This window comes from Lentibacter sp. (genome assembly GCF_965658795.1).
In the GTDB taxonomy this organism is placed as follows: Bacteria; Pseudomonadota; Alphaproteobacteria; order Rhodobacterales; family Rhodobacteraceae; genus Lentibacter.
On record NZ_CBFHTG010000004.1, the window covers coordinates 49,936 to 68,693 of the forward strand.

At 56.7% G+C, this 18,758-nt stretch carries 19 protein-coding genes; 1 reads left to right on the forward strand and 18 read right to left on the reverse strand.

Features of this window, described 5'->3' with window-relative positions; translation table 11 throughout:
- Nucleotides 1–132 precede the first annotated feature (132 nt).
- Nucleotides 133–1,650, forward strand: coding sequence for a DEAD/DEAH box helicase (locus ACTG3X_RS04050; protein ID WP_439109956.1), 1,518 nt, complete (start codon nt 133–135; stop codon nt 1,648–1,650).
- Nucleotides 1,651–1,710: 60 nt separating this feature from the next.
- Here the strand turns inward: ACTG3X_RS04050 and ACTG3X_RS04055 are convergent, their stop codons facing one another.
- The 18 genes from ACTG3X_RS04055 to nuoF form a co-directional block, all read right to left on the reverse strand.
- Entirely contained in the window at nt 1,711–3,378 is a 1,668-nt protein-coding gene (locus ACTG3X_RS04055; protein WP_439109957.1) for a ribonuclease J, read from the reverse strand.
- Nucleotides 3,375–4,154, reverse strand: coding sequence for a type III pantothenate kinase (locus tag ACTG3X_RS04060; RefSeq protein ID WP_439109958.1), 780 nt, complete (start codon nt 4,152–4,154; stop codon nt 3,375–3,377). The genes ACTG3X_RS04055 and ACTG3X_RS04060 overlap by 4 nt, the downstream gene beginning before the upstream one ends.
- A 15-nt stretch (nt 4,155–4,169) precedes the next feature.
- Nucleotides 4,170–4,916: a biotin--[acetyl-CoA-carboxylase] ligase gene (locus ACTG3X_RS04065; RefSeq protein ID WP_439110111.1), complete on the reverse strand. Its 747-nt coding sequence runs from the start codon at nt 4,914–4,916 to the stop codon at nt 4,170–4,172.
- On the reverse strand, nt 4,913–6,352 hold the full coding sequence (gene nuoN / locus ACTG3X_RS04070) for an NADH-quinone oxidoreductase subunit NuoN (RefSeq protein ID WP_439109959.1): 1,440 nt from the start codon (nt 6,350–6,352) through the stop codon (nt 4,913–4,915). Before nuoN ends, ACTG3X_RS04065 begins: the two co-directional genes overlap by 4 nt.
- 11 nt (nt 6,353–6,363) lie before the next feature.
- Nucleotides 6,364–7,911: an NADH-quinone oxidoreductase subunit M gene (locus ACTG3X_RS04075; protein WP_439109960.1), complete on the reverse strand. Its 1,548-nt coding sequence runs from the start codon at nt 7,909–7,911 to the stop codon at nt 6,364–6,366.
- Nucleotides 7,911–10,016 carry an NADH-quinone oxidoreductase subunit L gene (gene nuoL, locus ACTG3X_RS04080; protein ID WP_439109961.1) on the reverse strand — a complete coding sequence of 702 codons (2,106 nt, stop codon included), beginning with the start codon at nt 10,014–10,016 and terminating at the stop codon, nt 7,911–7,913. Before nuoL ends, ACTG3X_RS04075 begins: the two co-directional genes overlap by 1 nt.
- A 5-nt stretch (nt 10,017–10,021) precedes the next feature.
- Complete coding sequence (gene nuoK / locus ACTG3X_RS04085; protein ID WP_439109962.1) at nt 10,022–10,327, reverse strand: NADH-quinone oxidoreductase subunit NuoK; 306 nt, start codon at nt 10,325–10,327, stop codon at nt 10,022–10,024.
- A gap of 39 nt (nt 10,328–10,366) precedes the next feature.
- Complete coding sequence (locus ACTG3X_RS04090; RefSeq protein WP_439109963.1) at nt 10,367–10,975, reverse strand: NADH-quinone oxidoreductase subunit J; 609 nt, start codon at nt 10,973–10,975, stop codon at nt 10,367–10,369.
- On the reverse strand, nt 10,972–11,373 hold the full coding sequence (locus ACTG3X_RS04095; protein ID WP_439109964.1) for a carboxymuconolactone decarboxylase family protein: 402 nt from the start codon (nt 11,371–11,373) through the stop codon (nt 10,972–10,974). Before ACTG3X_RS04095 ends, ACTG3X_RS04090 begins: the two co-directional genes overlap by 4 nt.
- Nucleotides 11,370–11,864 carry an NADH-quinone oxidoreductase subunit NuoI gene (nuoI, locus tag ACTG3X_RS04100; protein ID WP_439109965.1) on the reverse strand — a complete coding sequence of 165 codons (495 nt, stop codon included), beginning with the start codon at nt 11,862–11,864 and terminating at the stop codon, nt 11,370–11,372. Before nuoI ends, ACTG3X_RS04095 begins: the two co-directional genes overlap by 4 nt.
- Nucleotide 11,865: 1 nt before the next feature.
- A complete protein-coding gene (gene nuoH / locus ACTG3X_RS04105; RefSeq protein ID WP_439109966.1) occupies nt 11,866–12,906 on the reverse strand; it encodes an NADH-quinone oxidoreductase subunit NuoH in 1,041 nt (346 codons plus the stop codon).
- 7 nt (nt 12,907–12,913) lie between these two features.
- Nucleotides 12,914–13,336 carry a hypothetical protein gene (locus tag ACTG3X_RS04110; protein WP_439109967.1) on the reverse strand — a complete coding sequence of 141 codons (423 nt, stop codon included), beginning with the start codon at nt 13,334–13,336 and terminating at the stop codon, nt 12,914–12,916.
- On the reverse strand, nt 13,333–15,354 hold the full coding sequence (nuoG, locus tag ACTG3X_RS04115) for an NADH-quinone oxidoreductase subunit NuoG (protein ID WP_439109968.1): 2,022 nt from the start codon (nt 15,352–15,354) through the stop codon (nt 13,333–13,335). Before nuoG ends, ACTG3X_RS04110 begins: the two co-directional genes overlap by 4 nt.
- A gap of 6 nt (nt 15,355–15,360) precedes the next feature.
- Nucleotides 15,361–15,762, reverse strand: coding sequence for a DUF5333 domain-containing protein (locus ACTG3X_RS04120; RefSeq protein ID WP_439109969.1), 402 nt, complete (start codon nt 15,760–15,762; stop codon nt 15,361–15,363).
- A 146-nt stretch (nt 15,763–15,908) separates the two neighbouring features.
- Nucleotides 15,909–16,277, reverse strand: a complete 369-nt coding sequence (locus ACTG3X_RS04125; RefSeq protein ID WP_439109970.1) for a hypothetical protein — start codon at nt 16,275–16,277, stop codon at nt 15,909–15,911.
- Nucleotides 16,274–16,981, reverse strand: a complete 708-nt coding sequence (locus tag ACTG3X_RS04130; RefSeq protein ID WP_439109971.1) for a class I SAM-dependent methyltransferase — start codon at nt 16,979–16,981, stop codon at nt 16,274–16,276. Before ACTG3X_RS04130 ends, ACTG3X_RS04125 begins: the two co-directional genes overlap by 4 nt.
- Nucleotides 16,978–17,460, reverse strand: coding sequence for a DUF3291 domain-containing protein (locus tag ACTG3X_RS04135; protein ID WP_439109972.1), 483 nt, complete (start codon nt 17,458–17,460; stop codon nt 16,978–16,980). The genes ACTG3X_RS04130 and ACTG3X_RS04135 overlap by 4 nt, the downstream gene beginning before the upstream one ends.
- 4 nt (nt 17,461–17,464) lie before the next feature.
- Nucleotides 17,465–18,757, reverse strand: coding sequence for an NADH-quinone oxidoreductase subunit NuoF (gene nuoF, locus ACTG3X_RS04140; protein WP_439109973.1), 1,293 nt, complete (start codon nt 18,755–18,757; stop codon nt 17,465–17,467).
- Between the last annotated feature and the right edge of the window lies 1 nt (nt 18,758).

Below are 18,758 nucleotides of genomic sequence, written 5' to 3' on the forward strand. Positions count from 1 at the left end.
GGGCTGATTGACCTTTGCACAAGTTTTGCGTAAAGAGCGTATATGGGGTCGATCAAGCGATAGGCTGGGCCAAACGGGCCTGACCCCTTACATACGCTACGGGCCAAATGTGTCCGTAAACAACGGATACACATGACAAAATTCTCTGATCTGAATCTTGATCCAAAGGTTCTCAAAGCTGTCGCCGATTCTGGCTACGAAACACCCACCCCCATTCAGGCTGGCGCGATCCCTCCCGCCCTCGAAGGCCGCGATGTCTTGGGCATTGCCCAGACGGGCACAGGCAAGACCGCCTCCTTCACATTGCCAATGATCTCGATGTTGGCCCGTGGCCGCGCCCGCGCGCGGATGCCGCGCAGCCTCGTGCTCTGCCCCACGCGCGAACTCGCCGCACAAGTGGCCGAAAACTTTGACGCCTATGCCAAATATGTGAAGCTCAACAAAGCCCTGCTCATCGGCGGTGTCAGCTTTAAAGAGCAGGAAGCCGTGATCAACCGCGGCGCCGATGTTCTCATCGCCACCCCAGGCCGCCTGCTTGACCATTTCGAGCGCGGCAAGCTCTTGCTCACAGGTGTGCAAATCATGGTTGTCGATGAAGCCGACCGTATGCTCGACATGGGCTTTATCCCCGATATCGAGCGGATTTTCAGCCTCACACCGTTCACACGTCAGACCCTCTTCTTCTCGGCCACCATGGCCCCCGAGATCGAGCGGATCACCAACACATTCTTGTCCAACCCCGAGCGGGTCGAAGTGGCGCGTCAGGCGACGACATCAGAGAACATCACCCAATCCGTGGTGATCTTCCAAGCCTCACGCAAAGACCGCGAAGGCACCGAAAAGCGCAAACTTCTGCGTGATCTGATCGCAGCCGAGGGCGACGCCTGCAAAAACGCAATCATCTTCTGCAACCGCAAGATGGATGTCGATACGGTCATGAAATCCATGAAGAAATACGGCCTTGATGCCGCAGCGATTCATGGAGACCTTGAGCAATCCCAGCGGATGAAAACACTCGCGGGCTTCCGCGATGGCAGCTTGCGCTTCCTTGTCGCCTCGGACGTGGCCGCCCGTGGCCTAGATATTCCCGATGTGAGCCACGTGTTCAACTACGATGTCCCCAGCCATGCCGAAGACTATGTCCACCGCATCGGCCGGACAGGGCGCGCGGGCAAAAAAGGCACCGCCATCATGATCTGCAGTCCACGCGATGCGCGCAATCTTGATGACATCGAAGCACTGGTCAAAACGCAGATCCCACGGATCGGCGAAACAGCCGCAGAGGCGGTCGTTGAAGCCAAAGCAGAAGCCCCTGCCGAAGACGCGCCCAAGGCCGAAAAGCCCAAGCGCACACGCACACGCAAACCGCGCGGTGAAAAGGCGGCACAGGACAGCAAGCCCAAGGCAGACGCTCCCAAAGAGGCCGAAGTGGTTGCTGAAACAGCGCCCGAGGCTCCAAAAGCTGAAGTTGAAGTCAAAGCAGAGCCTACGCGCGCCAAAGACGCACGTGAAGACAAGGCCGAAAAGCCGGCCCGCACCCGCGAGTCTGGCCGTGGCGGACGTGGCTCGGACAACGGCAAACCCGTTGGCTTGGGAGAGGACATGCCCACATTCATCGCCAAGAGCTTTGAAGAGCGCATGGACAGCTAAGCAGCTGGTTATGTTATGAAAAAAGCCGCCCCGACCGATAAGGTCGGGGCGGCTTTTTCTTTAGGCCAAGCGGCTGATAATCACAGTGACTTCAGGCTTCTTGCCAATTTCATCAAACGCGCTGCGACGCGCGATTTTGCGCAGCTCTTGCTCGATCTTGCTGTCATCCGCCATGGTCTTCTTGCCCGCACGGCCAAGGAACTGCCCAAGGTCTTCTTCCAGAACCTCAACCAGCGGCGCTTTGCTGCGCCCTGTTTCCGGCAGGCCCATCAGCTCGCACCAAGGCTCGCCAAGCGCTTCGCCGTCTTCATCCAGAATAACCGTGACAATCACATGACCATTCAGCGCCATGCGAATACGGTCCCGCACGATCCCGTCAAGCGCACCCACCTGCGTGGAGCCATCCAGATAGCGGCGTCCCGTTTCGATATATTCGGCCACCTTGGGCGCGTTGCCCGTGAGCTCGACCATCATACCGTTGACAGCCACAATGCTCTTGCGGCCCTTTTCTTCAGCCAGCTTGGCATGCGCGCGCAAGTGGCGGTGCTCGCCGTGCATCGGAATAACCATCTGCGGGTTCATCAAGTCATGCGCCTTCGCAATGTCGGGGCGGTTGGCATGGCCCGAGACATGGTAGAGACCATCATTGTCATCAATGATATCCACACCCATTTCCGAGAACTGGTTCATGATCGAAATCACGCCACGTTCGTTGCCGGGGATGGTCTTTGACGAGAACAAAAACATATCCCCCTCTTTCATCTCGATCCCGTTGAACTTGCCACGCGCCAGCTGCGCTGAGGCCGCGCGGCGCTCGCCCTGGCTGCCTGTGACAAGCAGCATCAGGCTTTCGCGCGGAATGCTGCGGGCATCCTCGATCGACACGGTCGCAGGGAAGTCGCTGAGAACACCCGTCTCAACAGAGGCTTCCACCATACGGCGCATGGCACGGCCCATAAGGCAGATAGAGCGGCCCGCACGGGCGCCCGCTTCGGCCAAAGTCTTCACACGTGCCACATTGGAGGCAAAGGTGGTCGCAACAACCATCTTCTCGGCGCTCTTGATCAAGCCTGTGAGGTTGCCGCCAAGCTCGCTCTCGGAGCGGCCGGCATGGGGGCTGAACACATTGGTTGAGTCACAGATCATCGCCTTGATGCCATCTTTGGAAATCTCTTCCCAAAGCGCCTCATCAAAGGCCTCTCCCACGATCGGGTTGTGATCAATCTTGAAATCACCCGTGTGAAAGACACGGCCCGCAGGCGTTTCGATCAGAAGCGAGGAGCTTTCAGGAATAGAATGCGAAACAGGCACAAAGCTGACCTTAAAGGGCCCCGCATCAACCTTGGCAGGATAGGCCGAGACAGTCTCAACAGTATCTGCGCCAAAGCCATGCTCCGAAAGCTTGCGCCGCGCGATGTTGGCTGTGAACGCCCGCGCATAGACAGGCACATTCAACTCGCCAAAGAAGTGGCCAACAGCGCCAACGTGGTCTTCATGTGCGTGGGTGATAAACACCGCTTCCAGCTGGTCGCGCCGCGCTGTGAGCCACGCAAGATCAGGAAAGATCAGGTCAACCCCGGGGCTTGTGTCCATGTCTGGAAAGGTCACGCCCAGATCGACAAGAATAAGCCGTTCCTTATCCTTGGGGCCGTACCCGTAGACATAACAGTTCATTCCGATCTCGCCAGCCCCGCCAAGGGGCAGGTAGATTAGTCGTTCCGTGCTCATATAGTTCCCTGCTCTTTGTTATAGTTGTGTATCACACGAAGCCCATGCATCGTGAGGTCATCTTCAATTGCGTCAAACAGTTGTTCGCCTTGGGCGAAAAGCGGGGCAAGCCCCCCTGTTCCAATTACTTTCATGGGGCGGCCATATTCGGCACGCACGCGGCTTGTCAGCTCTTTAATGAGTCCGACATAGCCCCAAAAGATACCTGACTGAATGCAGGCAACCGTATTTGTTCCAATCACCTTTTCAGGCTGGGTAATATCGACATGCGGCAGCGCCGCAGCCCCTTGGTGCAGCGCCTCAAGGCTCAGGTTGACCCCGGGCGCAATAATACCGCCCACATAGGCGCCGTCCTCGTTCACCACATCAATGTTCGTTGCCGTGCCAAAGTCGATGACCATAGCGTTGCCACCGTGGCGGTCAAAACAACCCGCCGCATTGGCCAGCCTGTCAGGGCCAACGCCGGTGCCCGGATCAACCACAGGCGCAACAGGCAAGAGGCACTCGGGCTTGCCCACCACAAGGGGGCGGCAGTCAAAGAAGCGGTCGGCAAAAACCCGCAGGTTCCAGACCACACGCGGCACCGTCGAGCTGATCACCACATCGGTGATATCAGGCTTGATTTTGTAATGGCCAATCAGCGTGCTGAACCACGTGAAATAGGCATCTGCCGTGCGCGAATGGTGGGTCGAGGTCCGCAAGGTGCAGAGCCATGCCTCGCCATCCCAAATAGAGAAAACCGTGTTTGTATTGCCGCAATCGATTGCCAGTAGCATAGGCTCAAGCCCTCATCAGAAAAACACATCCGCCGCAGGGATGCTCACGCGCCCGTCAGCGCTGGTTAATACCAAATGGCCCTGCGCGTCTACCGTCTCAAAGGTGCCGTGCATCTCTTCGCGCATTGTCCGCGCGCGGATAACCTCGCCAAGGCGTGCCGCTTTTGACAGCCACGCCTCACGCACAGGCTCAAACCCGTAAGTTGAAAAGCGCTGCTCCCACACAGCAAAGGCCTCGGCCAAATAGCCCATAAAATCCTCTGGCAGCACTGTGACAGCCGTCTCGGCCTGCAGAGATACGGGGCGTACAGCGCCCTCCTCCACATCGCTCGCAGCAGGTGCATGGGCAAGGTTGACACCGATCCCGATGATAAGCGCCTCGCCGGCTGTTTCCAGCAGAATACCCGCCATCTTGCCACCGTTGAGCAACACATCATTGGGCCACTTCAGGCCAAGCTGCGCCTCAGGCGCAAGGGCTTTCACCGCATCATAGAGCGCAAGCGACGCCACAAAAGAGCGCAAGCCCATATCTGACGGGCTGCCCGCGCGAGGCAATACGAGGCTGGCGCTGAAGTTACCCGCAGGCATACTCCAAGCGCGGCCACGGCGGCCACGCGCCGCCGTCTGCGTTTGTGCATAAATCCAACAAGGGCCAGCCAGCCCCTTAAGAACACGAGAAGCCTCAGACATGGTGCTGTCAACTTCGCTCAGGCTGCGAAGATCATACCCCGCAGGCCACTTGGAGGGCGTTGGCTGGCTCAGTTTACAAGCGCCGCCGCCGCTGTTGCTGCTGCTGTATCAAGACCAAAGAGGCTGATCACACCAACCACCATCACAAGAGCCGCGCCCATGAGCATAACCCAAAGCGTCGGCGCGCTGTTCTCATCGAGTGCGCCTTGTGTCTCATCGCCAAAATACATGAAGTAGACGATGCGCAGGTAGTAATAGGCACCAATCGCAGAGGCCACAGCACTGGCGCCAACAAGCCAGAACAAGTCCGCTTCAATACCCGCCTGCCACACACCCAGCTTGGCAAAGAAGCCGAGCATAGGGGGAACACCCGCAAGGCTGAAGAGCAGAACAAGCAGCGCAAGCGCTTTACCTGGCTCGACCTTGGAATACATCCGCAGCGCGTTGATATCTGTCACAGGCATCCCGTCACGTTCCATGCTGAGCACAAAAGCAAATGTGCCGATGTTCATCGTCACATAGATCGCCATGTAGGTGAGCATGGATTCAATGCCAAGCGCCGTGCCCGCCGCAAGACCGATCATCGCATAGCCCATGTGGGCGATCGAGGAATAAGCCATCAGACGTTTGATATTGGTTTGGCCAATCGCCGCAATCGCGCCGAGGAACATCGACATAATCGAGAGCAGCACAAGAACTTTGCTCCAATCTGCCGAGACGCCGCCAAACGCATCGTGCAACACACGCGCAAACAGGGCCATCGCAGCAACCTTGGGGGCCGTCGCAAAGAAGGCCGTCACAGGTGTGGGTGAGCCTTCATAGACGTCAGGCGTCCACATGTGGAACGGCACAGCGCTGACTTTGAAGGCAAGACCGGCCATGACAAAGACAAGACCAAACAGCAAACCAACAGGTGCAAAGCCTTCGCCCGCCGCCGCAACGATGCCTGCGAACAGGGTCGTCCCCGCGTAGCCATAAACCAGCGATGCACCGTAAAGGAGCAAGCCCGACGACAGCGCGCCCAGCACAAAATATTTCAGGCCCGCTTCTGTCGAGCGCAGGCTGTCACGGCGCATTGCCGCGATCACGTAAAGCGCAAGAGATTGCAGCTCAAGACCCATGTAGAGGGTCATCAAATCACCTGATGACACCATCACCATCATACCGACCACGCTCAGCGCGATCAGGATCGGGTATTCGAACTTCATCATCTGGTGACGTTCAAGATAGCCAAGACCCATCACCAGAACAGCCGCCGCTGACAACAGGATGGTCACCTTGGCAAACCGCGCAAACGCATCGTCAACGAACATGCCACCAAAGGCTGTCGTTGCTCCACTGTCGCTGAGCCCGACCCAAGCCGCAACCAGCAGGAAAAGCCCTGCTGTGAGGTAGGTCAAAAGGCCTGCGAGCTTGTCCTTGCTCGTATACACCGCGCCAAGAAGCGCCAGCATCGCGTAGACGGAAATGGTGATTTCCGGCAGGATTGTATTCAGATCAGCCTGCATAACTCTCTCCGTTAGTGCGATTGGGCCAGCGCGGTGGCGGCCGTGCCTGCATCGTGCAGGGCAGTGTGATAATTGGAAACAAGCGCTTCAACAGAAGGCCCGATGATATCGGTGACAAGGCTTGGATAAACCCCCAACAGCAACGTCATTATAACAAGCGGTGCAAAGATGGTCTTCTCACGCGCGGTCATATCGCTGATGGTTTTCAAGCTTTCCTTGATCAGGTCACCAAAAACAACACGGCGATAGAGCCACAGCGCATAACCAGCCGACAGGATCACGCCAAGCGCCGCAACCGCAGCAACCCATGTGTTCACCTTGAAGACCCCCATCAACGTCAGGAACTCGCCCACGAAACCAGACGTACCGGGCAAGCCGACGTTCGCCATCGTGAAAAACATAAAGATCAGCGCATAAGCTGGCATACGGTTCACAAGCCCGCCGTAAGCATCAATCTCGCGGGTGTGCATACGGTCATAGATAACGCCCACGCAGAGAAAGAGTGCACCGGAAATGAAGCCGTGGCTGATCATCTGGAAGATCGCACCATCAACGCCCTGCTGGTTCACCGCGAAGATCCCCATGGTCACAAAGCCCATGTGCGCAACCGAGGAATAGGCAATCAGCTTTTTCATATCTTCCTGCACAAGCGCAACCAGCGAGGTGTAGACAATCGCGATCGCGCTCATCCAAAGCACCAGCGGCGCCACAACATCAGAGCCGACAGGAAACATCGGAAGGCTGAACCGCAAGAACCCGTAGCCACCCATTTTCAAAAGGATCGCCGCCAGAACAACCGAACCGGCTGTGGGCGCCTGAACGTGCGCATCTGGCAACCAGGTGTGCACAGGCCACATGGGCATTTTGACAGCAAAGCTGGCAAAAAACGCGAGGAAGAGAAGCGTCTGGAAACCACCGACAACCTGCACACCCAACAGCGAGAAGCCCTCAGACCCGAAGGTATGTTTCATCAGCGTCGGAATGTCGGTTGTGCCTGCGTCTGCATACATCGCCACCATCGCAACAAGCATGAGAACAGAGCCGAGGAAGGTGTAGAGGAAGAATTTGAAGCTCGCATAAATACGCTCTTTGCCGCCCCAGATCCCAATGATCAGGAACATCGGGATCAACCCCGCTTCAAAGAAGACGTAGAACAAGACCAGATCAAGCGCCATGAACACGCCAAGCATGAGGGTCTCAAGCACGAGGAAGGCAATCATATATTCCTTCACACGCGTCTTCACATCCCAGCTCGCAGCAATGGTGAGCGGCATCATGAAGGTTGTGAGCATCACAAACAGAACACTGATCCCGTCAACGCCCAGCTTGTACTTCAGGCCCATCAGCCATTCGCGCTCTTCCACCATCTGAAAGCCCGTATCGCTCGGGTCAAACTCGGCCAGAATAAACAACGAAACAAGCAATGTGATAGAGGTCGCGATCAGCGCAACCCACTTGGCATTGCGCGCTGACGCCGCATCATCACCGCGCAGAAACAGCGCCAGGATGAGCGCAGCAAGCGCAGGAATGAAAGTGACAATGGAAAGAAGGTTGTCCATTACCGTGTGCCCCCTGTAAAGGCCATCCACATGACAAGGAGAACAACTCCGATGACCATGGCGAATGCGTAAGTGAAAATGTAACCCGACTGAGCGCGCCCTGACAGGCGTGTGAAGAAGGGAATGATGCCCATGGCAACACCGTTGATCGAACCGTCAATCACACGGCCATCCCCCTTTTTCCAAAGGAAGCGGCCAAGCGCTTTGGCGGGGTTCACGAAAAGGAAGTCGTAGATCTCGTCAAAGTACCATTTGTTGAGCAGAAACAGGTAAAGCGGGCGCTGGCTCTCGGCCAGTTTCGCAGGCAGGCTCGGGCTCCAGATATAAAACCAGAGCGCTGTGATCAGGCCGATCAGCATCGCCGCAAAGGGGCTGACTTTGACCCATTTGGGCACCTCATGCGCGTCTGCCAATATCGTGTTGCTTTCGCCTGTGTAAATAGCGCCCTCACCCGGCTTGCCCGTAAAGACATAGTGATGCTTCGCCTCGCCACCGTGGTCATCGGCCTTGGCCGCACCGTGGTCGTCGCCGTGGCCCTCGTCTGCGTGCGCGTCATGCGCGCCAGCTTCCGCATAGGGCACACCGAAGAACTTACCGACAGTATCGGTATGGCCGAAGAACGAGTTGTACCAGATCGCACCCGCGAAAATCGCACCAAGCGACAACACGCCAAGCGGTATCAACATGACAGCGGGGCTCTCATGTGCGTGCTCATGCGTGTGCTTGTCGCCACGTGGTTTGCCAAAGAATGTCATGAACATAAGGCGCCACGAATAAAAGCTCGTGAACAAGGCCGCGATCACCAACATCCAGAAAGCATAGCCCATTGGCCCCGCCGCATAGGCAGATTCAATAACGGCGTCTTTAGAGGCAAAGCCCGCAAACCCGATCCAGCCGGTCAAAGGAATACCGACACCCGTGATCGCCAGTGTCCCGATCATCATGGCCCAGAAGGTATAGGGCAGCTTCTTACGCAGCCCGCCATAGTTCCGCATGTCTTGCTCGTGGTGCATCCCGTGGATGACCGAGCCCGCCCCGAGGAACAACATCGCTTTAAAGAAAGCGTGCGTGAAGAGATGGAACATCGCGACCGAGTAAACGCCAACACCCGCAGCCACAAACATATAGCCGAGTTGCGAGCAGGTTGAGTACGCGATGACGCGTTTGATGTCGTTTTGCACAAGGCCGACTGTCGCCGCGAAAAAGGCGGTCGTTGCGCCAAGGAAAACGATGAACGCCGTCGCCTCGGGTGCAAATTCAAACAGGGGCGACATGCGGCAAACGAGGAAGACACCCGCCGTCACCATGGTCGCCGCGTGGATGAGCGCCGAAACAGGTGTCGGGCCTTCCATCGCGTCTGGCAGCCATGTGTGCAGGAAAAGCTGGGCCGATTTGCCCATCGCACCGACAAACAGCAGGAAAGCAAGCAAGTTGGCCGCGTTCCACTCTGTCCACAAGAAGCTGATCTGCGTTTCCGCAAGTGTTGGGGCCGCTGTGAAAATGTCATCCAGGTTTACACTGTCCACAAGGTAGAACAGCCCGAAGATCCCAAGGGCAAAGCCGAAGTCCCCCACACGGTTGACAACAAAAGCCTTTATAGCCGCCGCATTGGCGCTTGGCTTGCGGTAGTAAAAGCCGATCAGAAGGTATGAGGCAACGCCAACACCTTCCCAGCCAAAGAACATCTGGATCAGGTTGTCCGCGGTCACCAGCATCAACATCGAGAAGGTGAAGAAAGACAGATACGCAAAGAAGCGTGGGCGGTAGCTCTCGCCGTCTTTCCAGTTTTCATCATGGGCCATGTAACCCATGGAATACAGGTGAACGAGCGCCGACACCGTGTTGATAACAATCAACATAATCGCTGTGAGGCGGTCAAGGCGAATGGCCCAGCTCGTATCAAGCGTCCCCGACTGGATCCACGTCAGAATTTCGATCTGGCGCGTTACGCCATCAAAGTTGAGAAAGACAACCCAGCTCAGAGCCGCTGCCAGAAACAGCAGGCCCGTTGTCAGCCATTGTGCCCCTTTGTCACCGATCACGCGGTGGCCGAAGCCAGCGATGAGTGCGCCAACCAGAGGGGCGAAGAGAATAATCTGTTCCATCGGGCTTATCCCTTCATCACGTTGACGTCTTCAACGTCAATCGTGCCACGGTTGCGGAAGAAGACCACAAGGATCGCAAGGCCAATCGCGGCCTCGGCAGCAGCCACTGTCAGGATAAACAGTGTAAACACCTGCCCTGCCATATCTCCCATGTAGGAAGAGAATGCGACGAAATTAATATTCACCGACAGGAGGATGAGCTCGATCGACATCAGCAGAATGATGATGTTCTTCCTGTTCAGGAAGAGCCCGAAAATGCCAGTGACAAACAGCACGGCTGCCACCGTCAGATAATGTTCAAGTCCGATCATGTCGTCCCTCGGTTCTTTATTGTTCTCAGAGCGGGTGGCTTAAAGCCCCTGCCCCGGTTTTACGTCTTTCAGTTCCATCGCGTCTTTTGGATCGCGCCACATTTGCTCCAGTACGTTCTGGCGCTTTACGCCATCACGGTGGCGCAGCGTAAGCACAATCGCACCGATCATCGCCACAAGCAGGATCAAGCCCGCCAGCTGGAAGATCAGGAAATATTGGTCATACAGGATAAGCCCCAAAGCGGCGGTGTTTTGCGTGCCCTCGGGTGTCACAGCCACACGCGCGGCCTCGGCCCCCTCAGCCATCTGCCAGTCGCCATAGGCAAGGCCAAGCGACATCAGCATCACAATCCCGATTGCAAGCGCAACAGGCATATATTGGGCCATACCGGCCTTGAGCTCTGCAAAGTCCACATCCAGCATCATCACCACGAAGAGGAAGAGAACAGCCACAGCGCCGACATAAACAATCATCAGCAGCATCGCGATAAACTCAGCCCCGAGCAGAACAAAAAGCCCCGCCGCGCTCATGAACGCAAGGATCAGCCAAAGCACCGAGTGCACAGGGTTGCGGCTAAGCACCGTGAAAAGCCCACCTGTCAGCACGCCAATGGCGAAAAGGTAAAAGGCAAAAGTCACTACGGTCATGTCTCATCATCCTTGCTTTGCTCCATGACATCCTTGGCGATTTCCATCGCCCGCGTCATGGCCGGAATGCCCGCAAACATCGCCATAGTGGCGATTGTCTCGGCTATTTCTTCGTCAGTTGCTCCCGCCTCGCCCAAGTGGCGGACGGTCAGCCTAATCTGTGCTTCGCCCTGTGCGCCTTGCATGGTCAGCCCTGCAAGGGTGAGCAAAAGCCGCGTCTTCGCATCAAGCCCCTTGTCGTTGAGGCCCTTACCGAAGGTGGCTTCCATCATCTCTTTAGACATGGTCGGCCACATCGCTTCAAACCCTTTGGGCGAAAACGTCTCAAGCGCAGGCGCCATGGCTTTGGCCATTTCGCTCGCTTGTTCCATCATCATTTCAAAGGGTGTTTTGCTCATCTGTAAGGTGCATCCAGCTCAAGGTTGCGCGCGATCTCTGCTTCCCAGCGGTCGCCGTTTTCGAGCAGCTTGTTTTTGTCGTAAAACAGCTCCTCACGGGTTTCCGTGGCATATTCAAAGTTCGGGCCTTCAACGATCGCATCAACCGGGCAAGCCTCTTGGCAGAAACCGCAGTAGATGCACTTCGTCATGTCAATGTCATAGCGCGTTGTGCGGCGCGAGCCGTCATCGCGCGGTTCCGCATCAATGGTGATCGCTTGTGCAGGGCAGATCGCTTCACACAGCTTACAGGCAATGCAGCGCTCTTCGCCGTTCGGATAGCGGCGCAAAGCGTGCTCACCGCGAAAGCGCGGGCTCAGAGGGCCCTTTTCGTGCGGGTAGTTCAGCGTGGCCTTGGGCGCAAAGAAATACTTCAGGCCCAGCTTCATGCCTTGCAGGAAATCAGACAGGAAGAAGTAACCAACTGCGCGTTTATAGTCGATATTCGCCATATTATCCTCCTACGCTCCAGCGCGCGAACGTGCCCCAGAACCAGTCAAATTTCGCTGCAAAGGCCACAAACACAACCCAGATCAAACTCATCGGCAGGAACACCTTCCAACCAATCCGCATCAGCTGGTCATAACGGTAGCGTGGCGTGATCGCCTTCACCATCGCGAAGATGAAGAAGACAAGGAACATTTTGCCAAACATCCACATGATGCCGTCAGGCAAACCGGGGATCGGTGACAACCAACCGCCAAAGAAGAACAGGGAGACCAGCGCACACATCAGAACGATGGCCACATATTCCCCGATCATAAAGAGAAGAAACGGCGTTGAGGAATACTCAACCTGATAGCCCGCAACCAGCTCTGATTCAGCCTCAGGAAGGTCAAATGGCGGGCGGTTGGTCTCGGCCATGGCCGAAATCAGGAAGAGGAACAGCATCGGGAAATGCGGAATCCAGAACCAGCTGAAAAGACCGTAATCACCGTCTTGCGCGTGCACAATCTCACCGAGGTTCAGTGAGCCCGCCGAAATGATGATGCCGATGATGATAAGGCCCAAAGACACCTCATAAGAAATCATCTGCGCAGCAGACCGGAGCGAGCCAAGGAACGGGTACTTGGAGTTAGACGCCCAGCCCCCCATGATCACGCCGTAAACCTCAAGCGAGGAGAAGGCGAAGATATACAGCACAGCCACGTTGATATCGGCCAGAACCCATCCGTCATTGAAGGGGATCACAGCCCAAGCCGCCATGGCCAGCACAAAGCTCACCAAAGGCGCGAGGAAAAAGACGAACTTGTCAGCACCGGCAGGCACAACAATCTCTTTCACCGCATATTTGATAAAGTCTGCAAAGCTCTGAAACAGCCCGAACACCCCGACCACGTTGGGGCCACGGCGCATCTGGACAGCAGCCCAGACCTTGCGGTCAAAATAGAGCAGAAATGCCAGCGCTACGAGAAGCGGCACGATAATCAGCAGGCATTGTCCCACAATAAGCAGGAAAATCCCCAGATTCGTGTTGGTAAAGAATTCAGCCATTAGCCCCTCACACCATCGGTATCTTGTCTTCTAAGCAGTTCTGAACGACGATTTCAGCATCGACCGTCCGCAAACCACGCGGCAATGCAGCCGAGATGGTATAAACCGCATCTCCGCGCCACTGGCCACCCTTAATCTCAACATTTGTGCGCACATGGCGCGCAAATCCGTATCCGCGAATAAGTGAATATTGCGCAGCGGCGCATTCCGCATAGCGGCTCACGTCATCTGGCTGTGCATCACCACCCATCGCCACAACAAACTGTACCAAATCACCCTCTAAAAGCTGCGTCGCAATGCCGTCATATGACAGCACGCGCGGCGCCTCGGGTGTGGCCGCGCGTGTCACGTCCTCCCCCGTAGGTTCCGTGCACCCGCCCAAAGTGGCGAGCGCCGCAGACGCAAGCGTTATGTTGGCAAATGCCTTCACTCGGCTGCCACCTTTTCCTGCCCGCGTGCTTTGACGCCTGCGCTCAACTCGGCCATCAGCTCAGAGGCGCGGGCCACAGGGTTGGTCAGGTAGAAATCGGCAATCGCGTTCTTGAAGGTCGCTGTCCCCAGCTTGCCTTTAGGCTCGGCGCGCCAGTCGTTTTCTGGCACCTCGTCCACCTCGGCCAGATGCGGAACCGCCGCCACAAGCGCTTTGCGCAGTTGCACAAGGCTGTCCCATGGCTGGGTTGCCCCAAGCTCGGCAGACAGCGCCCGCAAGATCGCCCAGTTTTCCTTGGCTTCACCGGGCGCAAAGCCGGCCCGGACCGCAAGCTGCGGGCGGCCTTCGGTGTTCACAAAAAGCCCCTGCTCTTCCGTGTAAGCCGCACCGGGCAAAATCACGTCGGCACGGTGCGCACCACGGTCGCCATGGCTGCCTTGGTAAATCACAAAGGCCCCTGCCGCGATATCAACTTCATCAGCGCCCAGATTATAGACAACATCAGCGCCATCTGTCGCAGCACTCAGGCCACCCTCTGTCACAGCGCCAATATCCATCGCGCCGACACGGCTGGCCGCAGTGTGCAGCACCAGAAGCTTCGCGCCCGTGGCTTCAGCAAGCTGCATCGCCGCCGCCAGAACCGCCGCGCCATCCGCTTCGCGGATCGCACCTTGGCCAATGATCACAAGGTTTTCGCCCGCGTCCGCCGCTTTGGCTTTGCCGCCAAGCGCCTTTTCAAGCGCAGCGCGGTCATCGCCCAGATGTTCATAATCATATGTCAGGTCAACAGCTTGACCGATCACCCCAACATTGGCCCCGCGAGACCAAGCCCGACGAATGCGCGCGTTGAGCACAGGGGCTTCTTCGCGCGGGTTGGTTCCAATCAGCGTAATCTGCTTGGCGGTATCAATATCTTCGATGCTGGCAGTGCCAACATAGCCCGAGCGGTTGCCCGCAGGCAGCTTCGCGCCATCGACACGGCACTCAACCGCGCCGCCCTGCCCTTCAACCAGCTGCTTCAGGGCAAATGCGGCTTCCACAGGAACAAGATCTCCCACAAGGCCGGCCACTTTGGTTGCGCCTTTCAGCTTCTCGCCCGCAAGGCTCAGGGCTTCGCCCCAGCTTGCAGCCCGCAGCTTGCCGTTTTCTCGAATGTAAGGCTTGTCCAAGCGCTGGCGGCGCAGACCGTCCCATACAAAACGGGTTTTGTCCGAAATCCACTCTTCGTTCACGCCATCATGGTTGCGTGGCAAAATCCGCATCACTTCGCGGCCCTTCGTGTCAACACGAATGCTGCTGCCAAGGGCATCCATAACATCAATGGTTTCTGTCTTGGTCAGCTCCCAAGGACGCGCTGTAAAGGCATAGGGCTTGGACACAAGCGCGCCAACAGGGCACAGATCAATGATGTTGCCTTGCAGGTTGCTGTCCAGCGTCTCGCCAAGGTAGGCGGTGATCTCGCTGTCTTCGCCACGCCCCGTCTGGCCCATCTGGGTGATGCCCGCCACTTCGGTGGTAAAGCGCACACACCGCGTGCACGAAATGCAGCGCGTCATATGGGTTTCGACAAGCGGCCCAAGATCAAGATCGTCTGTCGCGCGCTTTGGCTCACGGAAGCGCGAGAAATCAACGCCATACGCCATAGCCTGGTCTTGCAAGTCACACTCACCACCCTGGTCGCAAATCGGGCAATCCAGCGGGTGGTTGATCAGCAGAAATTCCATCACGCCTTCGCGCGCCTTCTTCACCATCGGCGAGTTGGTTTTCACAACAGGCGGCTGGCCCTCAGGGCCGGGGCGCAGATCACGCACCTGCATCGCGCAAGAGGCCGCAGGCTTGGGCGGGCCGCCAACAACTTCAACAAGGCACATGCGGCAGTTGCCCGCAATGCTGAGGCGCTCATGGTAGCAAAAGCGCGGCACTTCAATTCCGGCCTCTTCACAGGCCTGAATAAGCGTCATCGCGCCTTCAACTTCGACCTCTTTGTCGTCAATGATGATCTTACGTAAATCGCTCATGTCGTCTCACTTTGCTTTCAGCAGGCTCCCGATCACGCTGCCTTTGGCGATCTCGGCTTTTCCAAGGGTGCACAAATCAGCAGCGCTCTTCGGGTTCAACCCTTTTGATTTCACATAGGTCTCGCCACTGGCGCGAATACGGTCTTTCTCGACCGGACTCTTGCGATAGGCGTTAATTTCATCGTCACTATACCCAAGCGCGTTGGCGCGACGCTTGATGTCCCAAAGAAAGGTTATCCCTTTGATCTTACGTGCCGATATCGTGTCGCAACGGTCAGATATTTCAAGGGCAATACCCACATGAAGCATCTGGTCGTCAATCTCTTTTACGTCTCTCAAAGCTGGCTTGGCCACCGCAAACGACCCCGCCATAACTGCCGCAACCGTCACCACTGTTAACTTACGCATATCAACACTCCTCACACGCGAAACACGAGCGCCATACAAGCCGCTCTTTGCTTTGCCTGAGATGAGGCTTGCAGTCTCCGTTATGCAATAACAGTCCTGAAGCCCGCCAAATACGGCGGCATCTTGCCTGATATGTGAAGGCGTTTTCACCATGAAGAACACCGCCCACTCAGCTCTAGTGTGCCACCATCGGTCAGAGCGACGTCACTCACATCGCTGTCAGGGCCAATCCCGTTCCAGCTGATATCCGTATTGCCATACTGCGCAATACAATAACGGTTTGCCTCGATGCGGGCCGCTTCCAACGCCCCGATCACACCGCGGTCGGCCCCACGGACCGTCACAGCAAACTGCGCACGGTCTGCCTTGTCGCGTTGCAACCTGCCCTTAAAGCCGTAGCCCTCATAGGCATAGCTCTGCGAGTTCAGCGCATTGCGCGTGCCGGAACAGCCCGCCAAAGCCGCGACCACTGCGATACAAACACCAATCGTTGTCGCTCTTCCAAACATGCTCATACCTTGATCTTTCTGCGCTTCTTGATTTCAAGATCAAAGCCGATACTTGCATCTTTGCAGATGATCGCCTTTGCCATCGTTGTCCAGATCGGCCGATCAACCTCGGCTGCAAACTGACACACGGCCCGGCTCACTTCAGGCCAGTTGCCATAGTCGTCGCAAAGCATCACGCCATCATCGGCCAACAGCTCCCAATAGTTGCGGAAATCTGAGAGGCAGGCTTCATATTCGTGGCTGGCATCAATGTGGATCATGTCCGCCTTCACACCAAGGCGCTTCAGCGCATAGGCGGCCGAATTGCCATCCATCGGCAGCGGAACGATCACATCCTGCATACCCTCCGAGTATACATTCGCCAGAAAGGTCTCATAAAGCGTTGGGTAGCCGTTGCGCGGGCTCAGCTCTTGGCGGCGCCCTTTGGATGACAGATGCGCAGAGGAGCCCAACCACGTGTCGATCGCAACAATCTCTGTTTCCAGACCGAGCCGCTTGGCCTCATGTGCCATATGGATCGAGGATTTTCCCTTCCAGACACCCAGCTCCAAGATCAGCTTGGGCTTGAACTCGCTCAGAAGGCTTCTGAAAAACCAGTGGGTCGAATTCCACCCAGAAAGATCAACGCGGCTTTCATCAAACACGTAAGTTTCAAAAGCGTTCTCAAGGCCAAGAAGGTCGCGCACAGGCTTGTGTTTGATATCTTTCATTCCGCCGCTACCCCACACTGGTTACTCTTCCACTCGGCCGCACCCTCAAGCGCATCCCAACCAAAAGCAAAATCACTGTCGCCATGAGCTTTCAGGTGCTCAAGACGCACCAGAGCCTCCTCAAGCGTTGGCTCATGCCCTTCAGGCACATGCCACATCACAAAATGCTGCCCGCCCAAAAGCTCGAACCACTCTGCGCGACGCTCGTAAAACTGTTTGTGAACCGTATTCCACACAAAGCTGCGCAAACTGTCAGCATCTTCCCAAACGGTCAGATTGGCCACAAACTGGGGATCATCACCAATACTGTTTTCCGTATTGCCCGTCCCCGGCTCGCCTGAACCTTCCATCATCCACACAAAGCCGGGCATGCGTTTGCCCATCCCGTTCACACGGTCAAGATTGTCCATAAAGTCCGCCACCCGTGGGTCATCCACAGGGGCTGTCAAACGGCCAATATTGAGCTCTGCAAGATGCAAGAGATTACTCCGCAGCCAAGGTTTTGCCCGCTTGCTGGGCTTTGATACGATCTTCGATTTCGTCGCGGAAATTGCGGATCAGGCCCTGAATAGGCCATGCCGCCGCATCGCCAAGCGCACAAATCGTGTGGCCTTCAACCTGCTTCGTCACATCCCACAGCATGTCGATCTCTTCAGGATCGGCATTGCCCTCTACAAGACGTTCCATAACCCGCATCATCCAGCCGGTGCCTTCGCGGCACGGCGTGCACTGGCCGCAGCTTTCGTGCTTGTAAAACTTCGCCAGGCGCCAGATCGCCTTGATGATATCCGTGCTCTGATCCATCACAATCACCGCCGCCGTGCCAAGGCCCGAGCCCAGCTCACCGCGCAGATAATCAAAGTCCATAATCGCGTCACGCATATTCTCACCGCGCACACAGGGCACAGAAGACCCCCCGGGGATCACGGCCTTGAGGTTGTCCCAGCCGCCGCGAATACCGCCGCAGTGCTTTTCGATCAGCTCTTCAAAGCTGATGCTCATTTCTTCTTCCACCACGCAAGGCGTGTTCACATGGCCAGAGATCGCAAACAGCTTTGTGCCCGCGTTGTTGGCACGGCCAAAGCCCGAGAACCAGCTCGCACCACGGCGCAGGATCGTTGGCACAACCGCGATGCTCTCAACATTGTTCACAGTGGTCGGGCAGCCATAAAGCCCCGCACCCGCAGGAAACGGCGGCTTCATCCGCGGCATACCCTTCTTGCCCTCAAGGCTCTCAAGCAGCGCTGTCTCTTCACCACAAATATAGGCCCCTGCACCGTGGTGCAGATAGATATCAAAATCCCAGCCCGAGCCGGCAGCATTCTTGCCAACAAGACCCGCATCATAGGCTTCGTCGATTGCGGCCTGAAGCGCTTCTTTTTCGCGGATATACTCGCCCCGAATGTAGATATAGCAGGCATGCGCATTCATCGCGAAACTGGCAATCAAACAGCCCTCGATCAGCGTATGCGGATCGTGGCGCATGATCTCGCGGTCTTTGCACGTGCCCGGCTCCGATTCATCGGCGTTCACAACAAGATAAGACGGGCGACCATCGCTCTCTTTGGGCATGAAGCTCCACTTCAACCCCGTGGGGAAGCCCGCACCACCCCGACCACGCAGGCCGCTGGCCTTCATCTCTTCGATGATCCAGTCGCGGCCCTTGCCGATGAGATTGCCGGTTCCGTCCCAATGTCCGCGTGCCTGCGCACCTTTCAAGGTGCGTTCGTGCATTCCGTAGATATTGGTAAAGATACGGTCCTGATCTTTGAGCATG